This window comes from Ciceribacter ferrooxidans (genome assembly GCF_004137355.1).
In the GTDB taxonomy this organism is placed as follows: domain Bacteria; phylum Pseudomonadota; class Alphaproteobacteria; order Rhizobiales; family Rhizobiaceae; genus Allorhizobium; species Allorhizobium ferrooxidans.
This window is the reverse complement of sequence record NZ_SDVB01000238.1, coordinates 158,177-174,448: the sequence shown is the minus strand read 5'-3', so window position 1 is coordinate 174,448 and position 16,272 is coordinate 158,177. Positions and strand designations below refer to the sequence as shown.

The 16,272-nt window shown below is 63.2% G+C and carries 15 protein-coding genes; 6 read left to right on the top strand and 9 right to left on the bottom strand.

The window, feature by feature from the left end; all coding sequences use genetic code 11:
• Positions 1 to 154: 154 nt before the first annotated feature.
• Positions 155 to 787 carry a YjbE family putative metal transport protein gene (locus tag EUU22_RS11740; protein ID WP_129332174.1) on the bottom strand — a complete coding sequence of 211 codons (633 nt, stop codon included), beginning with the start codon at positions 785 to 787 and terminating at the stop codon, positions 155 to 157.
• Positions 788 to 1,054: 267 nt separating this feature from the next.
• Between EUU22_RS11740 and EUU22_RS11735 the strand changes: the two genes are divergently transcribed.
• Together EUU22_RS11735 and EUU22_RS11730 are read left to right on the top strand one after the other, a co-directional pair.
• On the top strand, positions 1,055 to 4,444 hold the full coding sequence (locus EUU22_RS11735; protein ID WP_129332173.1) for a hybrid sensor histidine kinase/response regulator: 3,390 nt from the start codon (positions 1,055 to 1,057) through the stop codon (positions 4,442 to 4,444).
• Positions 4,437 to 5,357, top strand: coding sequence for a response regulator transcription factor (locus EUU22_RS11730; RefSeq protein WP_129332172.1), 921 nt, complete (start codon positions 4,437 to 4,439; stop codon positions 5,355 to 5,357). The genes EUU22_RS11735 and EUU22_RS11730 overlap by 8 nt, the downstream gene beginning before the upstream one ends.
• A gap of 200 nt (positions 5,358 to 5,557) precedes the next feature.
• Here the strand turns inward: EUU22_RS11730 and EUU22_RS11725 are convergent, their stop codons facing one another.
• From EUU22_RS11725 to EUU22_RS11700, 6 genes are all read right to left on the bottom strand, one after another.
• The gene (locus EUU22_RS11725; RefSeq protein ID WP_129332171.1) at positions 5,558 to 6,673 is read right to left on the bottom strand and encodes a branched-chain amino acid ABC transporter substrate-binding protein; all 1,116 of its coding nucleotides are present in this window, start codon (positions 6,671 to 6,673) and stop codon (positions 5,558 to 5,560) included.
• A 141-nt stretch (positions 6,674 to 6,814) separates the two neighbouring features.
• Positions 6,815 to 7,168, bottom strand: coding sequence for a DUF6867 family protein (locus EUU22_RS11720; protein WP_112688614.1), 354 nt, complete (start codon positions 7,166 to 7,168; stop codon positions 6,815 to 6,817).
• A gap of 21 nt (positions 7,169 to 7,189) precedes the next feature.
• The gene (locus tag EUU22_RS11715) at positions 7,190 to 7,918 is read right to left on the bottom strand and encodes an ABC transporter ATP-binding protein (protein WP_129332170.1); all 729 of its coding nucleotides are present in this window, start codon (positions 7,916 to 7,918) and stop codon (positions 7,190 to 7,192) included.
• Positions 7,918 to 8,793 carry an ABC transporter ATP-binding protein gene (locus EUU22_RS11710; protein ID WP_129332169.1) on the bottom strand — a complete coding sequence of 292 codons (876 nt, stop codon included), beginning with the start codon at positions 8,791 to 8,793 and terminating at the stop codon, positions 7,918 to 7,920. Before EUU22_RS11710 ends, EUU22_RS11715 begins: the two co-directional genes overlap by 1 nt.
• A complete protein-coding gene (gene livM / locus EUU22_RS11705; RefSeq protein WP_129332168.1) occupies positions 8,793 to 10,184 on the bottom strand; it encodes a high-affinity branched-chain amino acid ABC transporter permease LivM in 1,392 nt (463 codons plus the stop codon). The genes EUU22_RS11710 and livM overlap by 1 nt, the downstream gene beginning before the upstream one ends.
• 4 nt (positions 10,185 to 10,188) lie before the next feature.
• A complete protein-coding gene (locus EUU22_RS11700) occupies positions 10,189 to 11,091 on the bottom strand; it encodes a branched-chain amino acid ABC transporter permease (RefSeq protein ID WP_129332167.1) in 903 nt (300 codons plus the stop codon).
• 447 nt (positions 11,092 to 11,538) lie between these two features.
• Between EUU22_RS11700 and cysQ the strand changes: the two genes are divergently transcribed.
• Both cysQ and EUU22_RS11690 read left to right on the top strand, forming a co-directional pair.
• Entirely contained in the window at positions 11,539 to 12,330 is a 792-nt protein-coding gene (gene cysQ / locus EUU22_RS11695; protein ID WP_129332166.1) for a 3'(2'),5'-bisphosphate nucleotidase CysQ, read from the top strand.
• Between the two features lie 167 nt (positions 12,331 to 12,497).
• On the top strand, positions 12,498 to 13,535 hold the full coding sequence (locus tag EUU22_RS11690; protein WP_129332165.1) for a DUF2793 domain-containing protein: 1,038 nt from the start codon (positions 12,498 to 12,500) through the stop codon (positions 13,533 to 13,535).
• A gap of 11 nt (positions 13,536 to 13,546) precedes the next feature.
• Here EUU22_RS11690 and EUU22_RS11685 read toward each other — a convergent pair whose 3' ends face one another.
• Positions 13,547 to 14,251, bottom strand: coding sequence for a helix-turn-helix transcriptional regulator (locus tag EUU22_RS11685; protein WP_129332164.1), 705 nt, complete (start codon positions 14,249 to 14,251; stop codon positions 13,547 to 13,549).
• Between the two features lie 395 nt (positions 14,252 to 14,646).
• On the opposite strand from EUU22_RS11685, the gene sciP reads away from it, so the two are divergent.
• Together sciP and EUU22_RS11675 are read left to right on the top strand one after the other, a co-directional pair.
• Positions 14,647 to 14,922: a CtrA inhibitor SciP gene (gene sciP / locus EUU22_RS11680; protein WP_112688600.1), complete on the top strand. Its 276-nt coding sequence runs from the start codon at positions 14,647 to 14,649 to the stop codon at positions 14,920 to 14,922.
• Positions 14,923 to 15,092: 170 nt separating this feature from the next.
• Complete coding sequence (locus tag EUU22_RS11675; protein ID WP_129332163.1) at positions 15,093 to 15,374, top strand: GNAT family N-acetyltransferase; 282 nt, start codon at positions 15,093 to 15,095, stop codon at positions 15,372 to 15,374.
• Between the two features lie 110 nt (positions 15,375 to 15,484).
• On the opposite strand, the gene EUU22_RS11670 is transcribed toward EUU22_RS11675, so the two are convergent.
• Entirely contained in the window at positions 15,485 to 15,835 is a 351-nt protein-coding gene (locus EUU22_RS11670) for a flagellar export protein FliJ (RefSeq protein WP_129332162.1), read from the bottom strand.
• Positions 15,836 to 16,272: the final 437 nt, after the last annotated feature.

The window sequence follows — 16,272 nt, the reverse complement described above, 5'->3', positions numbered from 1 at the left end:
GTCTCGTTTCCCGATGGAAAGAGTTCTAGCAGGACGACGCTGACAGAAAGCTGACGGGACACGGCATGATCGCCATCCGGAGCCCGGGAACGGAAAACGCCGGCCACCTTGCGGCGACCGGCGCACAGCCGATGGAAAGTGCAGACGCGGGCGCCTAGCCGAGATAGCCGAGAGCGACAGGCCAGACTTCCAGGAAGCCGTGATAGATCATGCTGACCGTCACGTAGCTGATGACGCCGAGGCCGACATAGGCGATCCAGCGGTGGCGATGCAGCAGGGTCGCGACCAGGTTGGCGGCGAGCCCCATCAGCGTGATCGAAAGGATCAGGCCGAAAGCAAGGATGATCATGTGCTCCTTCGCCGCACCGGCGACCGCGAGCACGTTGTCGAGCGACATCGAGACGTCGGCGATGACGATTTCCGTCGCCGCCAGAAGGAAGGTCTTTTCCTTGATGGTGAGCTCGGTGTCGTCGGTCTCGCCCTGCTTGTGCGGTTCGTGCGCGGCGCTGCGCAGTTCCGACCACATCTTCCAGCAGACCCAGGCGAGCATCAGTCCGCCGAGAAGCTGCAGGCCGACGACCGTCAGGAGGAAGGCGGTCGCCGTTGCGAAGGTGATGCGCAAGATGGTGGCGGCGGCAACGCCGACGAGAATTGCGTTTCGCCGCTGTGCCGCCGGAAGTCCTGCGGCCGCCAGCCCGATCACGATTGCATTGTCGCCCGCGAGCACGAGGTCGATGGCAACGACCTGAAAAAACGCCGCCAATCCAGCTGCGGTAAAAAGTTCCATCATCTCCGTCGACCCACTCCGATGTGACTACCTGCACCCACCGCTTAACCGACGGGTCGACCACGCGAAAGGGCAATTTCCCCGGCCGGCCCGTTTCGCGCAGGAAAATCACGGAATGACCGATATTCCGCACGCACCGCGTCACATCGTAGGCGGGAGCCGCCCTGCCGCAAAGCGCGTACCCGGCAAATCGCCCTTGCCATTCGCGCGATTCCCATGAAAATGCACAGACAATAGTCACTTCGAAGAAGGCGCCAGTTTTTAGGCATGGCCGCACGCCAACGCATCATCCCCGTCCGTCGCGAGTACAATCGCTGGGTCGCCGACCAGACGCTCGAAGACTACGCCCTTCGCTTCACGGCAAAGGGCGCGCGGCGCTTTTCGTCCTCGCGCATCTCGCAGACGGCGATCGGCGCCATCTCCTTCCTGGCGCTGGAGGCGATCGGCGGCACCATCACGCTGTCCTACGGTACCACGAATGCTTGTCTTGCGATCCTCGCGGCGGCGCTGGTCATGCTACTCGTCGGCGTACCGATCACCCGCTACGCCATCCGCCACGGCGTCGACATCGACCTTCTGACCCGCGGCGCCGGCTTCGGCTATATCGGTTCCACCATCACCTCGCTGATCTATGCGAGCTTCACCTTCATGCTCTTCGCCATCGAGGCGTCGATCATGACCGGAGCGCTCGACCTCGCCTTCGGTGTGCCGCCGTGGATCGGCTACATCGTCTCGGCCGCAGTCGTCATTCCACTCGTTACCTACGGCGTGCGGTTGATCTCGAAATTCCAGCTGGTCACGCAGCCTTTCTGGATCGTGCTCAACGTCCTGCCCTTCGCCTTCATCGCCGTCATGGACTGGGAGACGATCGACCTCTGGCGGGCCTTTGCCGGCATCGGCCATCCGGCCGCGGCCATGGGAGAGAACGCCGCCTTCGACCTCGTGGATTTCGGTGCGGCCTCCGCCGTCATCCTCGCGCTGATGCCGCAGATCGGCGAACAGGTCGACTTCCTTCGCTTCCTGCCGCCGGAGGGCGGGCAGAGGCTCCATCACCGCATCGCCGTCTTCCTCGCCGGTGCCGGCTGGGTCGTGCTCGGCGTGCCGAAACTGCTGGCGGGCTCCTTCCTCGCCGTGCTGACGCTCTCGACCGGCGTCCCCGTCGGCGAAGCCGCCGATCCCGCGCGCATGTACGTGACTGCCTTCGGCTACATGATCCCGAACCATACGGCGGCCCTGCTGCTGATGGCCGGCTTCGTGGTGGTCTCGCAGCTGAAGATCAACGTGATGAACGCCTATGCCGGGTCGCTCGCCTGGTCGAACTTCTTCTCCCGCCTCACCCACAGCCATCCCGGCCGGGTCGTCTGGCTCGTCTTCAACGTGGCGATCGCGCTCTTGCTGATGGAACTCGGCATCTACCGGCTGCTGGAAGAAACGCTCGGCATCTTCTCGATCGTCGCGATGTCCTGGCTCTGCACCGTCTCCGCCGATCTCTTCGTCAACAAGCCGCTCGGGCTCGCGCCCCCCGGCATCGAGTTCAAACGCGCCCATCTCTACGACGTCAACCCGGTCGGACTCGGCACCCTCGTCGCCTCCGGCGGCCTCGCGCTTGCCGCGCATTTCGGGCTGTTCGGTCCACTGATGGCCTCGCTCGCCACCTATGTGACGCTCGTCGCCTTCGTGATCGCCCCGCTGATCGCTTGGGCGACGAGCGGCCGGTACTATCTCGCCCGCAAGCCGCGGCAGAGCTGGAAAAACCTCACCGCGATCAGCTGTTCCATCTGCGAGCACCCCTTCGAGCCCGAGGACATGGCGTGGTGCCCGGCCTACGCCGCGCCCATCTGCTCGCTCTGCTGTTCGCTCGACAGCCGTTGCCACGATATGTGCAAGCCGCACGCACGGCTCGACGCGCAGACGGCGGTCGTCGCCCGTTCCTTCCTGCCGGAAAGCATCATCACCAGGTTGTCGACCCGACTCGGCCGCTACACCCTCACAGCCATCGTGGCGATCACCGGCATCGGCGCCATCCTGACGCTCATCGCCCACCAGGTCGGCGCCGCCTCCCCGCAGACCGCGGCGGTGGTCGACCGCACTGCGCTGATCGTCTTCTTCGTCTTCTCGGTGATTGCCGGCGTCGCCAGCTGGTTCTACGTGCTCGCCCATGACAGCCGGGTTGTCGCAGAGGAGGAATCCTCCCGCCAGAACACGCTGCTCCTGAAGGAGATCGCCGCCCACCGGAAGACCGACGCCGCCCTGCAGACGGCGAAGGAGACGGCGGAAGCCGCCAACCGCGCCAAGAGCCGCTATGTCGTCGGCCTCTCCCACGAATTGCGCACGCCGCTCAACGCGGTGCTCGGCTACGCGCAGATCCTCGAGCGCGACGAGACGATCCCGCCGAAGCGGCAATCCGCTATTCGAGTCATCCGCCGTTCCGCCGATCACCTCTCCGGCCTCATCGACGGTCTCCTCGACATCTCCAAGATCGAGGCCGGCCGCCTGCAGGTCTATTCCAACGAACTCGACATCCAGGACTTCCTCGACCAGATCACCGACATGTTCCGCCCGCAGGCGGAGGCCAAGGGGCTCGTCTTCGTCCACGAGCGCGCCCGCGGCCTGCCGCAATATGTCCGCACCGACGAGAAGCGGCTGCGCCAGATCCTCGTCAACCTGCTCTCGAACGCGATCAAGTTCACCGACCGCGGCAGCGTCAGCTTCAAGGTCGACTACCGCAGCCAGGTCGCGACCTTCACGGTTTCCGATACCGGGCGAGGCATCGCCGAGAAGGAACTCACGCGGATCTTCGAGCCTTTCCAGCGCGGCGAGGCCGACAATGTCCGCCCCCTCCCCGGCCTCGGCCTCGGCCTGACGATCACCAAGCTGCTCACCAATACGCTCGGCGGTGAGATCGGCGTCTTGAGCGAGCGCGACAAAGGATCGACCTTCCGCGTGCGACTGATGCTTTCGGCCGTCGACCGGCCGAACACCGCGCCGGCGCCCGAGCGGAAGATCGTCTCCTATACCGGACCGCGCCGGACCATCGTCGTCGTCGACGACAACGAGGACCACCGCGACTTGATGCGCGAGGTGCTGGCGCCGCTCGACTTCGTGGTGCTGACTGCCGCCGGCGGGCCGGAATGCCTGACCCTGATCGAGGGGGTCAAGGCCGACCTCTTTCTCGTCGACATTTCCATGCCCGGCATGAACGGCTGGCAGCTCGTGGAGCGGTTGCGGGAGGCAGGTCAGACCGCCCCCATCCTGATGCTCTCCGCCAATATCGGCGACGGCTCGGTATCGAACGGCGGCAGCGATGCCCACAATGACACGATCGCAAAGCCGGTCGACGTGCGCCGGCTGCGCGACAAGCTCGCGAAGTATCTCGGCCTCGACTGGACCTATGCCGACGAGCAGGTTACGACGCGAAAGACCGGTGCGCCGGAAAGGCCGAAGCCCCCTGCCGCCGGTCACATTGATGAACTCGTTCGGCTCGGAGAGATCGGCTATATCCGCGGCATAGAGGCAAAGCTCGGCGAGATCGGCGCGGACCCGGACCATCTCGCCTTCACCGAGGCGCTGCGCGTCCATGTGCAGTCCTTCGACATTCCGGGCTATCTCGCTCTCCTGAAGACCTACGAGACGGAAAGGGTCGAAACCCGTGGCTGACGCGCTCCAACCCCGCGACATCGTGCTGCTCGTCGACGACAGCCCGGAGGCGCTCGGTTTCCTCACAGAAGCGCTGGAGCAATCCGGCTTCTCGGTGCTGATCGCGACCTCGGGGCAGGCGGCGCTGTCGATCGTCGGGCGCATCAGCCCCGACCTGATCCTCCTCGATGCAGTGATGCCGACCATGGACGGTTTCGAGACCTGCCGCAGGCTGAAGGCCGACGCGGCCGTCGCGCCGGTGCCGGTGATCTTCATGACCGGCCTCACCGAAACGGAGCATGTCGTGCACGCCCTGGACTCGGGCGGCGTCGACTACCTGACGAAGCCGATCAACATCGACGAGCTTCGCGCCCGCATCCGCGTGCATCTCGCCAATGCCCGCTCCGCCCGCAGCGCCCGCGTGGCGCTCGACGCCACCGGCCGCCATCTCGTCGCCTTCCGGGCCGACGGCGGTGTGCGCTGGTCGACGCCACAGGCTTCGCGGCTGATCAGCGAGGCGACCGGCCGCGACGACGGCGCCGATCTCATGGCACCCGTCGTCGCCGGCTGGATGGCGACACGCGGCAAGCAGGGACAGGGCGGGGAGGCCACCTTTTCGTATCCGCCATCCGGCGATGCCTTGCTGCACTTTGCGTTTCTCGGCGCGATCGGAGCCGACGAATACCTTTTCCGCCTGACGGCCGGCGCCAAGAACAGCGACGAGGCCCTACGCCGGTCCTTCGCCCTCACCGCGCGCGAATCCGAGGTTCTCGCATGGATCGCCAAGGGCAAATCCAACCGCGACATCGGCGAAATCCTCGGCCTCTCCGCCCGCACCGTCAACAAGCACCTGGAGCAGATCTACGTGAAGCTCGGCGTCGAGAACCGCGCTTCCGCCGCCGTCAAGGCCGCGAACGTGCTGCATGAGGCGTAAGGGCGAGTAGCGAGTAGCGAGTAGCGAGTGGCGAGTGGCGAGTGGCGAGTGGCGAGTAGGTGAGATTAAGGCTCGCTCCCGTGTCAATTGCCCCGAGAACACACCCCCTATTCCCTATTCCCTATTCCCTATTCGCTCCCCGATAACGCAGAAAGCCCGGCACGAGGCCGGGCTTTCCGTCAATCCCGTGATGGATCGAATTAGTCCTGGAAGTACGAGTACTTGCCGTCCTCGCCCTTCTTCCAGGTGTACATGACGTAGTCCGGACGCGTGATGTCGCCCTTCTCGTTCCAGCCGAGTTCGCCGATAACGGTGGCGTACGGACCCTTTTCCTTCAGCGCGGCGGCAACCGCTTCGGAATCGTTCGTGCCGGCCTTCTTGGCGGCTTCGGCGATCACCTGCAGAGCAGCGTAGGAGTAGAGGGTGTAGGCTTCCGGTTCGAAGCCGGCGTCGCGGAACTTCTTGACGGCGTCGGCAGCGGCGGCGTTCTTGCGCGGATCCGGCGGGAAGGTCATCAGCGTGCCGTTGACGGCGTCGCCGGCGATCGAGGCCAGTTCGTTCGAGGTGATGCCGTCGCCCGACATCAGGGTCGCCTTCAGGCCCTGGTCGGCCATCTGGCGCATGATGAGGCCGGCTTCGGTGTGCAGACCGCCGAAGTAGACGAGGCCGACGCCGGCTTCCTTCATCTTCGCGATCAGAGCCGAGTAGTCCTTGTCGCCGGGCGTGATGCCTTCGTACAGGACTTCGGTGACGCCGGCAGCGTTCATCGCCTTCTTGGTTTCATCGGCGAGGCCCTGGCCATACGGGGTCTTGTCGTGAACGACGGCGACCTTGGTGTCCTTGAACTTGTCGGCGATGTAAGCACCGGCTACCTCGCCCTGCTGGTCGTCACGACCGCAGACGCGGAAAGTGTTCCACATGCCCCGTTCGGTATACTGCGGGTTGGTGGATGCCGGGGTGATCTGCAGGATGCCGTTTTCGGCGTAGACTTCCGAAGCCGGGATCGAAACGCCGGAGTTGAAGTGACCGATAACGAACTTCACGCCGTCAGCAACGAACTTGTTGGCAACCGAAACGCCCTGCTTGGCGTCGGAGACGTCGTCGCCGAGAACGATCTTGATCTGCTCGCCGTTGATGCCGCCGGCAGCGTTGATGTCGGCTGCAGCCTGTTCAGCACCCTTCTGGAGCTGAGCACCGAAAGCGGCGTTCGGACCAGTCAGCGGACCGCCGACGCCGACGAGCACCTCGGCCCAGGCGCTGCCGCCGTAGGCCACCATGGCCGTCAGCGCAACAGCAGAAAGAAGAAGCTTCTTCATATTGTTACTCCCAATTTTTTAGGCAGGTTAGGTTTCTGAAACCGTACGCAATACCCACCATCACTGCGCCGGAAATCTGTTCCACTCTGTATGAGAGCCAACCCCTTCTTGTCGCAATCTGTGACAAGAAAAACGTGGCTGTCAATCTTTCTTCTTCCACGAGAAGGCCGAGGTCTTCTCATAAAGCCAGTAATAGTTATCAACCATCTGACGGGTCCGTCGAACCCGGTATCCGGCCGTCGCAAAGACCAGCAGCAGAGCAACGTCGATCACATAATAGAAGGGGCTGATGAACGGCCCCTGAAAGAGCGCGTAATGCAGAAAGCGCATCACGACGCCGAGCAAAAGCGTATAGACGATCACCGTCGGATAGTGCTGCCAGCCTTCGGCGACGGCCTTGCCCGTCCGCCACGCGGTCCAGAAACCGAGCAGCAGCACCAGGAACCGCAGGACGTAGCGGACGCCGGTGTCGGTCTCGAAAAACAATCCTTGCATGTCAAATTCCCCCTAACCCGATCAGTGATGGCCGCCTTCAAGGTAGGCCGCGCGAACCTGCGGGTCCGCGAGGAGTTCCTTGCCGGTGCCACTCATGGTGACGAGGCCGTTGACCATCACATAGGCGCGGTCGGACAGCTTGAGAGCCGCGAAGGCATTCTGCTCGACGAGGAAGACGGTAAGCCCCTCCTCCTTGTTGAGCTTCTTGATCGCCTCGAAGATCCCCTTGACGATCAGCGGAGCGAGGCCGAGCGAGGGTTCGTCGAGGAGGAGGAGCTTCGGGCGCGCCATCAGGGCGCGGCCGATGGAGAGCATCTGCTGCTCGCCGCCCGAAAGCGTGCCGCCACGCTGGTGCTGGCGTTCCTTGAGGCGCGGGAAGAGGGTGAAGATCTTCTCGACGTCCTCGTTGAAATACTTGAGGTTGTCGAGCCCCGCGCCCATCTGCAGGTTTTCGAAGACCGTCATGCGCGGGAAGATGCGGCGACCTTCCGGCGACTGGGCGATGCGGCGACGCGCGATCAGGTGCGTCGGCATCCGCGTGATGTCCGTGCCGTCGAAGACGACCTGACCGGAACGGGCCTGCGGGCTGCCGCAGATCGTCATCATCAGCGTTGACTTGCCGGCGCCGTTGGCGCCGATCAGCGACACGATTTCACCCTGATGAACCTCGACGTTCACCCCGCCGAGCGCACGGATGTTGCCGTAATAGGTCTCGACGTCTTTTACCTTGAGAAGCGGTTCAGTGGACATCAGTTCTGCCCTCCCGATACGGCTTCGACCTCAGAAATCGCTTCATCCAACTCTTCATCCTCGACACCCAGATAGGCCGCGATGACCTTCGGGTCGTTCTTCACGTGATCCGGCGTGCCGTCCGAGATCTTCTGACCGTATTCGAGCACCACGATGTGGTCGGAAATCTCCATGACCACCGACATGTCGTGCTCGATCAGCAGGATCGACGTCCCGGTATCGCCCCGGATGCTGTGAAGAAGGGTGTTGAGCGCCGCCGATTCACGCGGATTGAGGCCGGCTGCGGGCTCGTCGAGGCAGAGGAGTTCCGGCTCGGTGCACATGGCACGCGCGATCTCGAGACGCCGCTGGGCACCGTAGGGCAGATCGCCCGCCGGATCGTCGGCGCGATCGACGAGATCGGCCTTTTCGAGCCAGTGCGCCGCCTTCTCGACCGACTCCTTGGCCGCCCGCTTGTAGGCCGGCAGGCCGAGCAGGCCGAGAACGGTGTAACCCGACGCACGCATCAGGGCGTTGTGCTGCGCGACCAGCAGGTTTTCGAGAACCGTCAGCCCCGAGAAGAGGCGGATGTTCTGGAAGGTACGCGCCACCTTGGCCTGCTTGGTGATCTCGAAGTCCGGCAGGCGCTCGAGCAGGTACTGCTTGCCCGAGCGCTGGGTGAGCGTGAGCATCCCCATCGTCGGCTTGTAGAAGCCGGTGATGCAGTTGAACACGGTCGTCTTGCCGGCGCCGTTCGGTCCGATGAGGGCGGTGATGTCGCCCCGCCGCACGTCGAAGGAGAGGTCGTTGATGGCCATCAGTCCGCCGAATTTCATCGACAGATGTTCCACCTTCAGGATGTTGTCATTCGTCATGTGTTCGGTTCCGGAGGTCATCAGCCGTGACCTTCCTTGGTAAAGCTTCCGGATACCGCCTTGCGCTCCTTGAGGAAGGCGGTGGGTTCACGCGAGCCCACGAAGCCGCGGGGCTTGAAGAGCATAACGATGATCATCGCAAGGCCGAAGAGCAGCATGCGATAGAGCTCCGGCGTGAAGTCCGGTCCGAAGATTTGCTTCAGGAACTCCATTTCGCGCAGCAGTTCGGTTCCGCCGACCATGACGATCGCGGCGACCGCGATGCCCGTCAGCGAACCCATGCCGCCGAGAACGACGATTGCGAGGATCACGGCGGATTCCAGGAACACGAAGGATTCCGGAGAGACGAAGCCCTGGCGGGCAGCGAAGAAGGAGCCGGCGAAGCCGCCGAACATCGCACCGATGGCAAAGGCCGTCAGCTTCGTCGTCACCGTGTTGATGCCGAGCGAACGGCAGGCGGTCTCGTCTTCGCGCAACGCTTCCCAGGCCCGACCGATTGGCATGCGGCGCAGGCGGATGGTCACATAGGCCGTCAGCAGGCAGAGCGCGAGGATCAGGTAGAAGAGGAAGATCTTGTAGTAGGCCGAGGACATCGGCAGACCGAAGAGCTTGGCGAAGCCGTCGGGCGAGGCGTCGAACTTGATGCCGAACAGCGTCGCCTTCGGAATGCCGGAGACGCCGAAGGTACCCTTGGTGACGTCGGTCCAGTTGATCAGCACCAGACGGATGATCTCACCGAAGGCGAGCGTCACGATCGCCAGGTAGTCGCCGCGCAGCCTGAGGACCGGGAAGCCGAGCATGATGCCCCAGAAGGCGGCAAGGATGCCCGAGATCGGCAGCAGAACCCAGAAGGAGAGCCCGAACTGCTGCGACAGCAGCGCGTAGGAATAGGCACCGACCGCGTAGAAGGCGACATAGCCGAGGTCGAGCAGACCGGCGAGACCCACGACGATGTTGAGGCCCCAGGCAAGCATCACGTAGATGAGGATCTGGATGCCGAAGTTGTCGACGAACTTCAGCGAACCCTGGACACCGTAGACGGCGACGATGACCGGCGGATAGAGAACCAGGGCCAGCAGCGCGATCTTCAGGAAGTGCTTGTGGAAGAAGCTCGCCTTGGCCTCGACCTCGTGGACCGGAACCTGGGCCCGGCTCGACTTGCGGTCGGCAAGCCAGGGCGAGAGGAAGCCGACCATCAGGAAGCGGCCGATTGCGGCAATCGCGACGAAGATGGCGAGCAGGCCCCAGCGCGGATACCAGATCAACGTGTTGGAGATGTCCTGGTCGGTCTTGATGCCGATGTAGAGGATGAACATGCCGAGCGCGAGCACGCCGGCGAAGATGCCTTCCTTGAAGGCCTTCGCGAGACGACCCGACTGGGCGTTGTTTTGCACGGTTGCAGTATTCGCCATCGGATCACACCTTCTCGACTTCAGGACGGCCCAGAATGCCGGTCGGCTTGAAGATCAGCACGAAAGCCAGGATCGCGAAGGTCGCGACATCCTTGTAGGCGATCGTGAAGTAGGCCGACCAGAGCGACTCGATGAGACCAATCAGCAGCCCGCCGAGAACTGCGCCCGGAAGCGAGCCGATGCCGCCGAGAACCGCGGCCGTGAACGCCTTGACGCCCGGCGTGAAGCCGTCGGCGAACGAGGCGACCCCGTAATACATCAGGTACATGGTACCGGCGACCGCTGCGAGTGCAGCACCCATGACGAAGGTGATCGAAATGGTGCGGTCGACGTCGACGCCGAGGAGTGCCGCCATCTTGCGGTCCTGCTCGGTCGCTCGTTGCGCACGGCCGAGCGGCGTCTTGTTAACGATGTACCAGAAGATCGAAAGCAGCACCGCCGTGACGACGACGATGATGATCTGCTTCAGGGAAACGGTGACTGCGCCAAGATGATAGACGTCGCTGACGAGCGACGGAATCGGCTTGTTGCGCGGACCCTGTGCGACCTGAATGAAGTTCGAGAGCACGATCGACATGCCGATTGCGGTGATGAGCGGCGCAAGCCGGAAGGAACCACGCAACGGACGGTAGGCGACGCGTTCGATCACCCAGTTCCACAACCCGGTCATCAGCATTGCAACGACCAGCATCACCAGCAGCGCGAGCGCGACCGGAATGCCTGCGAAGAACGATGTCAGGATGAGAAAGACGATCAAGGCAGCGAAGCTGCCGAGCATGAAGATGTCACCATGGGCAAAGTTGATCATGCCGATGATGCCGTAGACCATGGTGTAGCCGATGGCCACGAGGCCATAGATAGACCCGAGAGTCAGCCCGTTTATGAGCTGCTGGACGAAATACTCCATATGTTATCCCCCAGACGCGGTCGTCAACGCGTCCCTTTTTAGTTTCCCCGTTCCGGGTTTTTTCGGTTGACGGGATTTGATAGCGTTTTCGGTGAAAATGTGAAGCGCAAAAGCTTCCTTACGCACATTTTGTTGGTTTCCCCCACAGATTTGGCGATTTCCGCGGCAAATCACCCAAAAAAGCGACGTAAGTTGCTTCGGAAATAGCCAATGCCGGGAATCCCACCGAATTGCCGGGGAGGGCCTGTCGCCATGCGGGCCTTCCGCGGCGGCGGCGACGGCCGTGTGCGGCACCCGGCCGACGTCCGGAACCGCCGTCGCCGGTGAAAACGGCGGCAGAAAACACCCGTCGGCTTTTCATCAATCTTGCCATAGCTTAACGGTGACGGCCAGCCGCTTTCTGACGGTCGGCCTTTCCCGGAGCGCGGCAATGAAGGAGGACGCGGGATGCAAGTACTGGACACCTTCGAAAGAGCGGCGGTCAGTGCCGGGCGGGCGATCATGGAGGTTTTCGAGGCGGGTGCGACCGTCCGGCTGAAGGACGACGCCTCCCCCGTGACCGAGGCCGACGAGCGCGCCGAGCGGATCATTCTCGCAATTCTCGCCACTGCTCTTCCGGACACCCCGGTCGTCGCCGAGGAATCCGCCGCCGCCGGCAAGGTGCCCGAAGTCGCGGGCAGGCCGTTCATCCTCGTCGACCCGCTCGACGGGACGAAGGAATTCGTCAACCGCCGCGAGGACTTCACCGTCAACATCGCGCTCGTCGTCGACGGCGCACCGGTCGCGGGCGTCGTCTACGCCCCCGCCAGGGGTGTCGCCTACAGCGGATCGTCCGCGGGTGCGGAAAAGCTCCTGATCGCGCCGGACTTCACCATATCCGCCCGCAAGGCCATTCACGCCCGCCCGGTCGCCGAAGAGATGGTTGCCGTCGCCAGCCGTTCGCACAGCACGCCGGAGACCGAGACGTTCCTCGACCGGCAGCGCGTGTCGTCGCGGACATCCGTCGGATCGTCCCTCAAGTTCTGCCTGCTGGCGGAGGGCGTCGCCGACGTCTATCCGCGCTTCGGCCGCACGATGGAATGGGATACCGCCGCGGGCGACGCGGTGCTGAGAGCGGCCGGCGGCATGACGCTCGACCTCGACGGCCTGCCGCTCCGCTACGGCAAGGTCGGACAGGCGACCGACAGCGACTTCGCCAATCCCTCCTTCATCGCCTGGGGCCGGCGTCAGCCGGTCTGAGGCGGGCGGCATCGCGGCAACGGGCGAAAAAACTCTTTCCTTTCAATGAACGGAACCCGTTTTCGTTCACCCTCCCGTGGGCCGTGGGACAATTCTCCGAACCTGCGTCGCAACCTGTGCCGGCATCGACCGGCATCGGCCGGCGCACCAACCGGAGAAGCACGGCCATGACCGACGCCACAGCCAACCTCGCTTTGCCCTACCTCCTCCCCGCCCAGGCCCAGAAGCACGTCACCCACAACGAGGCGCTGCAGCGGCTCGACGCCCTCGTCCAGTTGGTGATCGTCGGCACATCGGCCTCGCCGCCGGCGGATGCCGCGGACGGCGGTTGCTACTGGACGGCTGCACCTGCGGCCGGTGCCTGGAGCGGCAAGGAAGGCAGGCTCGCCTTTCGCCAGGACGGCAGCTGGATCTTCATCACGCCTCGCCCGGGCTGGCGTGCCTTCGACCTGCAGCGTGGGCGACTGGTCGTCTTCGCCGAGGGTGGCTGGAACGACCTGCCGCTGCCGGCGGACGCCGCAGTCGAGACGCTCGGCATCAACGCCGCAGCCGACGGCTACAACCGGCTCGCCGTCGCCGCCGACGCAACTCTCTTCAGCCATGCCGGCCACGGCCACCAGGTGAAGATCAACAAGGCCGCCGCCGCCGAGACGGCTTCGCTGCTGTTCCAGTCGGGCTGGCAGGGACGCGCCGAGATGGGGCTTGCAGGCTCCGACGCCTTCGCGATCAAGGTGAGCCCCGACGGCAGCAGCTGGACGACCGCGCTCGCGATCTCAGCCGCGGGCGTCGTCGAGATGACCGGACGCCCCGCCGTGCGCGCCTCGCTCGCGGCCTCGACCCTCGCACCGGCCGACGGCAGCCATACCGGTTTCGACGACCTTCATGTCGTCCAGGGAGGGTTTGCACTCGGACCGGCTCTCGGTTCGGGATACGGCCACGCGCTCACGGTTCCGGCGACCGGCATCTATCAGGTGAGTATCGGCGCTGCCCTCTTGTCCTCCGCCGGGCATGAGATCGCGCTCACAGTCAACGGAACGACCAGCATCAGCACGATCAACGGCCCTGCCCTCTCCTCCGGGACGTTTCAATCGGCCATGGTTGTGACATGGCTCTCGGCCGGCGACGAACTCTCGTTCAGGCACGGGGGCAGCGCCGAACTCCGGTTCGGCTATGGCGGCACGGAGCTCTCGGCGGTGATGATCTAGGGTCGATCGGCCTAGATCAGTCCGAGCCGGCAGGCGCGGGCGATCGCCTGCATGCGATTGACCGCGCCGAGCTTGCGCAGCGCATTCTTCAGATAACTCACGACCGTGTGCGGGGAGATGTCGAGGATGATCGCGATCTCGTCGCTGCTCTTGCCCTCGGCCGACCACCTGAGGCAATCGAGCTCGCGACCGCTCAGCGGTTCCGCCGGCAACGGGCGCGCGAGGCCGAGGCCGTCGTCGACGAGAGCGAGACAGGAGAGATAGAGCATCGCGACCTCGTCCTCGCCGAGCGGTCGCCGTCGTCCGGAGAAGGCGAAGATCAGACGCTGGCGGTCCCGGTCCTGGATGGCGAAGGCGAGCGTCCTCTCGAAGCCGCCGGAAACGTCGATCGGCGCCGCATTTCCTTGCAGGCGCCCATCGAGAAACGGCCACTCCGAAAAGGACAGGGGCTGCAGCGTGTCACGGAGCCGGCGAACGAGCGCGCTCTCCCTATAGCATCCGCTCCGGTCATAGGCCTTGATGAGACTGGAGGGCCAGTTCGAGGCGACGAGACTGTCGGCGAAAGCCGGGGCTTGCGACGCGGGGAAGGCCGCAACCAGATAGAAATCCAGTCCGAAGCGCCGCAACAGGCCGGAAAGCTTCTGCTCGGAGGAAAGCTCCTCCTCGACCGGCGCCTCGTCCGACATACGGTATGCGTGATTGCGGCCTGTCAACATGATGTCCTCATGCCCTCGCGGGCATTTCCTGAAAATGGCTGTCGATGACGAAATGCAATTGGCCCGCGCGGCCGAGACGCAAGAACGATCCGTCTTTATGGGCGGAGGAGGAGCGCTCGTCGAAACGAAGGCCTCGCGGCGAAGAAAATGCACTTCCGTCCGCGTTGTTTGCGGGCTTTATACATGGTTTAGCGAAAACGAATACTGTTCTTTAGGAATGACTCCTATGCATTTCGCTCAAATTTACGTAGCGGCAGCCGCAGAAACGCGCAGCGGAAACCACAGTCGGTAAAATGGTAGAATTCTTATCAAATCGTAACTGCCTGCTTAGGCAATTTTTAAAGATGCCCGGCTAGCATGCGCTCGTGTGGTCTTGAGTATGTGTAGAGAGTCCAATGACCGATATGATCCGCCCGCGAGTAAAATACGTCATCGGCCCCGATGGCAGTCCCCTGACCATCGCCGATCTGCCCCCGGCCAATACGCGCCGCTGGGTCATACGGCGGAAGGCGGAAGTCGTCGCCGCGGTGCGGGGTGGCCTGCTGAGCCTCGAGGAAGCCTGCGAGCGCTATACGCTGACGGTCGAGGAGTTCCTTTCCTGGCAATCTTCGATCAACGACCACGGCCTGCCGGGTCTTCGCACCACCCGCATCCAGCAGTATCGCCACTGAGCTGTACCGGGCAGCCCCTCCCGGCTGAACCCTTTCTCCCACGATCCGGCGTTCGAACACATCGAGCGCCTTTTCGTTTTGCAATCCGCCTCCCATATTGAAGCGCGGCCTGCCGGTCGAGTCACCGGCGTCCCCCGCCGCAACATTGTCCCCCAACGAGGAGCAGGAAGATGGATTTCAGCCACGAAGAGACTGGATCGGGTGGCCGCTACCGCGCGACCCTGGACGGCGCCGATGCCGTCATGACCTATTCGCGTACCTCCCCTCGCCTCATCATTGTCGATCATACGGAGGTCGCCGAAGCTCTTCGCGGCAAGGGTGTCGGTCAGGCACTTGCCGTTCACGTCATCGAGCAGGCTCGCACCGGCGGCTGGAAGATCATTCCGCTCTGCCCCTTTTTCCGCGCCCAGGCGAACCGCCATCCGGAATGGAACGACGTCATCCAGTTCTGAGCGATCGACGGACCGTTCCCGCCGATATTTCCACCTAAAAACGAAAATGCCGCGACCACAGGTCGCGGCATTTTGCAGTTCGTTCCCGGGCGCCCTTGAGGGGCGTCCACCTATGCGCGGGCGCGCATCTGGCTGTCGCGCTCCCCGAGCGCGGCGGCCTTTGCCATTTCGGCCTCCGCCTCTTCCAGCGCCAGTTCGGCTGCGTCCTGCTGGACCTTCAGTTCCCGGATCGAGATCTGGAGATTGTCCGCGCGCTGGCGTGCCGCCTTGGCAAAGGTCGGATAGGCGAAATGGTTCGGATCGGAAATGCCGGACTTCTTTTCCTCGAGAATGATCTGGTTCTCGAGTTCCTTCGCCATGCGATCGAATTCGGACATCATAGTCTGCAGCTGTTGCAATTGCCGACGCTTCTCCGCGACCTGAAATTCCTTCAGGCGCAATAGGCTCTCACGCGACTTCATACGCAATACTCCCGTGATGCGAGACCCCCCGCCACACATGCTCAAAAACTACCTGCCCATGCCGTTCGGACGAATCAGTCACTGCAAAAAGTCCGCCGGGGTTAACAAAAAACTACCGCTGGTAACCTTTCGTTTACGGGCATCGTTAATGATAGGGACGATCATTTAAGGGTCGGTAAATGCCAGGGTCCGAAAATGGCCTGCGACAATGATGAGTCAAATGAATCGGTTAGCGTGCTTTCCTCGCAAGTTGATTCACTTATGGCGATGCCCGAAATCTGTGAAAAAACAGGAGACTGGTATCTTTGCTTAATAAATTCGGTACACCTTGTCAGAGGGAATCAGAATTTGTTAACCATTTGGTGGCAGCCTTCAAATCAGGCAACGACTGGATCCGTATCGCGTAGGGGGCCAACTCGACCTTTCGGCGGCGGTAA

Coding starts and splice junctions, on each gene's coding strand:
- EUU22_RS11675 (WP_129332163.1), top strand. CDS start 15,093: ATGGATTTCAGCCACGAAGAGACTGGATCGGGTGGCCGCTACCGCGCG.
- EUU22_RS11740 (WP_129332174.1), bottom strand. CDS start 787: ATGGAACTTTTTACCGCAGCTGGATTGGCGGCGTTTTTTCAGGTCGTT.
- EUU22_RS11685 (WP_129332164.1), bottom strand. CDS start 14,251: ATGTTGACAGGCCGCAATCACGCATACCGTATGTCGGACGAGGCGCCG.
- livM (WP_129332168.1), bottom strand. CDS start 10,184: ATGGCGAATACTGCAACCGTGCAAAACAACGCCCAGTCGGGTCGTCTC.
- EUU22_RS11715 (WP_129332170.1), bottom strand. CDS start 7,918: ATGTCCACTGAACCGCTTCTCAAGGTAAAAGACGTCGAGACCTATTAC.
- cysQ (WP_129332166.1), top strand. CDS start 11,539: ATGCAAGTACTGGACACCTTCGAAAGAGCGGCGGTCAGTGCCGGGCGG.
- EUU22_RS11690 (WP_129332165.1), top strand. CDS start 12,498: ATGACCGACGCCACAGCCAACCTCGCTTTGCCCTACCTCCTCCCCGCC.
- EUU22_RS11710 (WP_129332169.1), bottom strand. CDS start 8,793: ATGACCTCCGGAACCGAACACATGACGAATGACAACATCCTGAAGGTG.
- EUU22_RS11735 (WP_129332173.1), top strand. CDS start 1,055: ATGGCCGCACGCCAACGCATCATCCCCGTCCGTCGCGAGTACAATCGC.
- sciP (WP_112688600.1), top strand. CDS start 14,647: ATGACCGATATGATCCGCCCGCGAGTAAAATACGTCATCGGCCCCGAT.
- EUU22_RS11720 (WP_112688614.1), bottom strand. CDS start 7,168: ATGCAAGGATTGTTTTTCGAGACCGACACCGGCGTCCGCTACGTCCTG.
- EUU22_RS11725 (WP_129332171.1), bottom strand. CDS start 6,673: ATGAAGAAGCTTCTTCTTTCTGCTGTTGCGCTGACGGCCATGGTGGCC.
- EUU22_RS11700 (WP_129332167.1), bottom strand. CDS start 11,091: ATGGAGTATTTCGTCCAGCAGCTCATAAACGGGCTGACTCTCGGGTCT.
- EUU22_RS11670 (WP_129332162.1), bottom strand. CDS start 15,835: ATGAAGTCGCGTGAGAGCCTATTGCGCCTGAAGGAATTTCAGGTCGCG.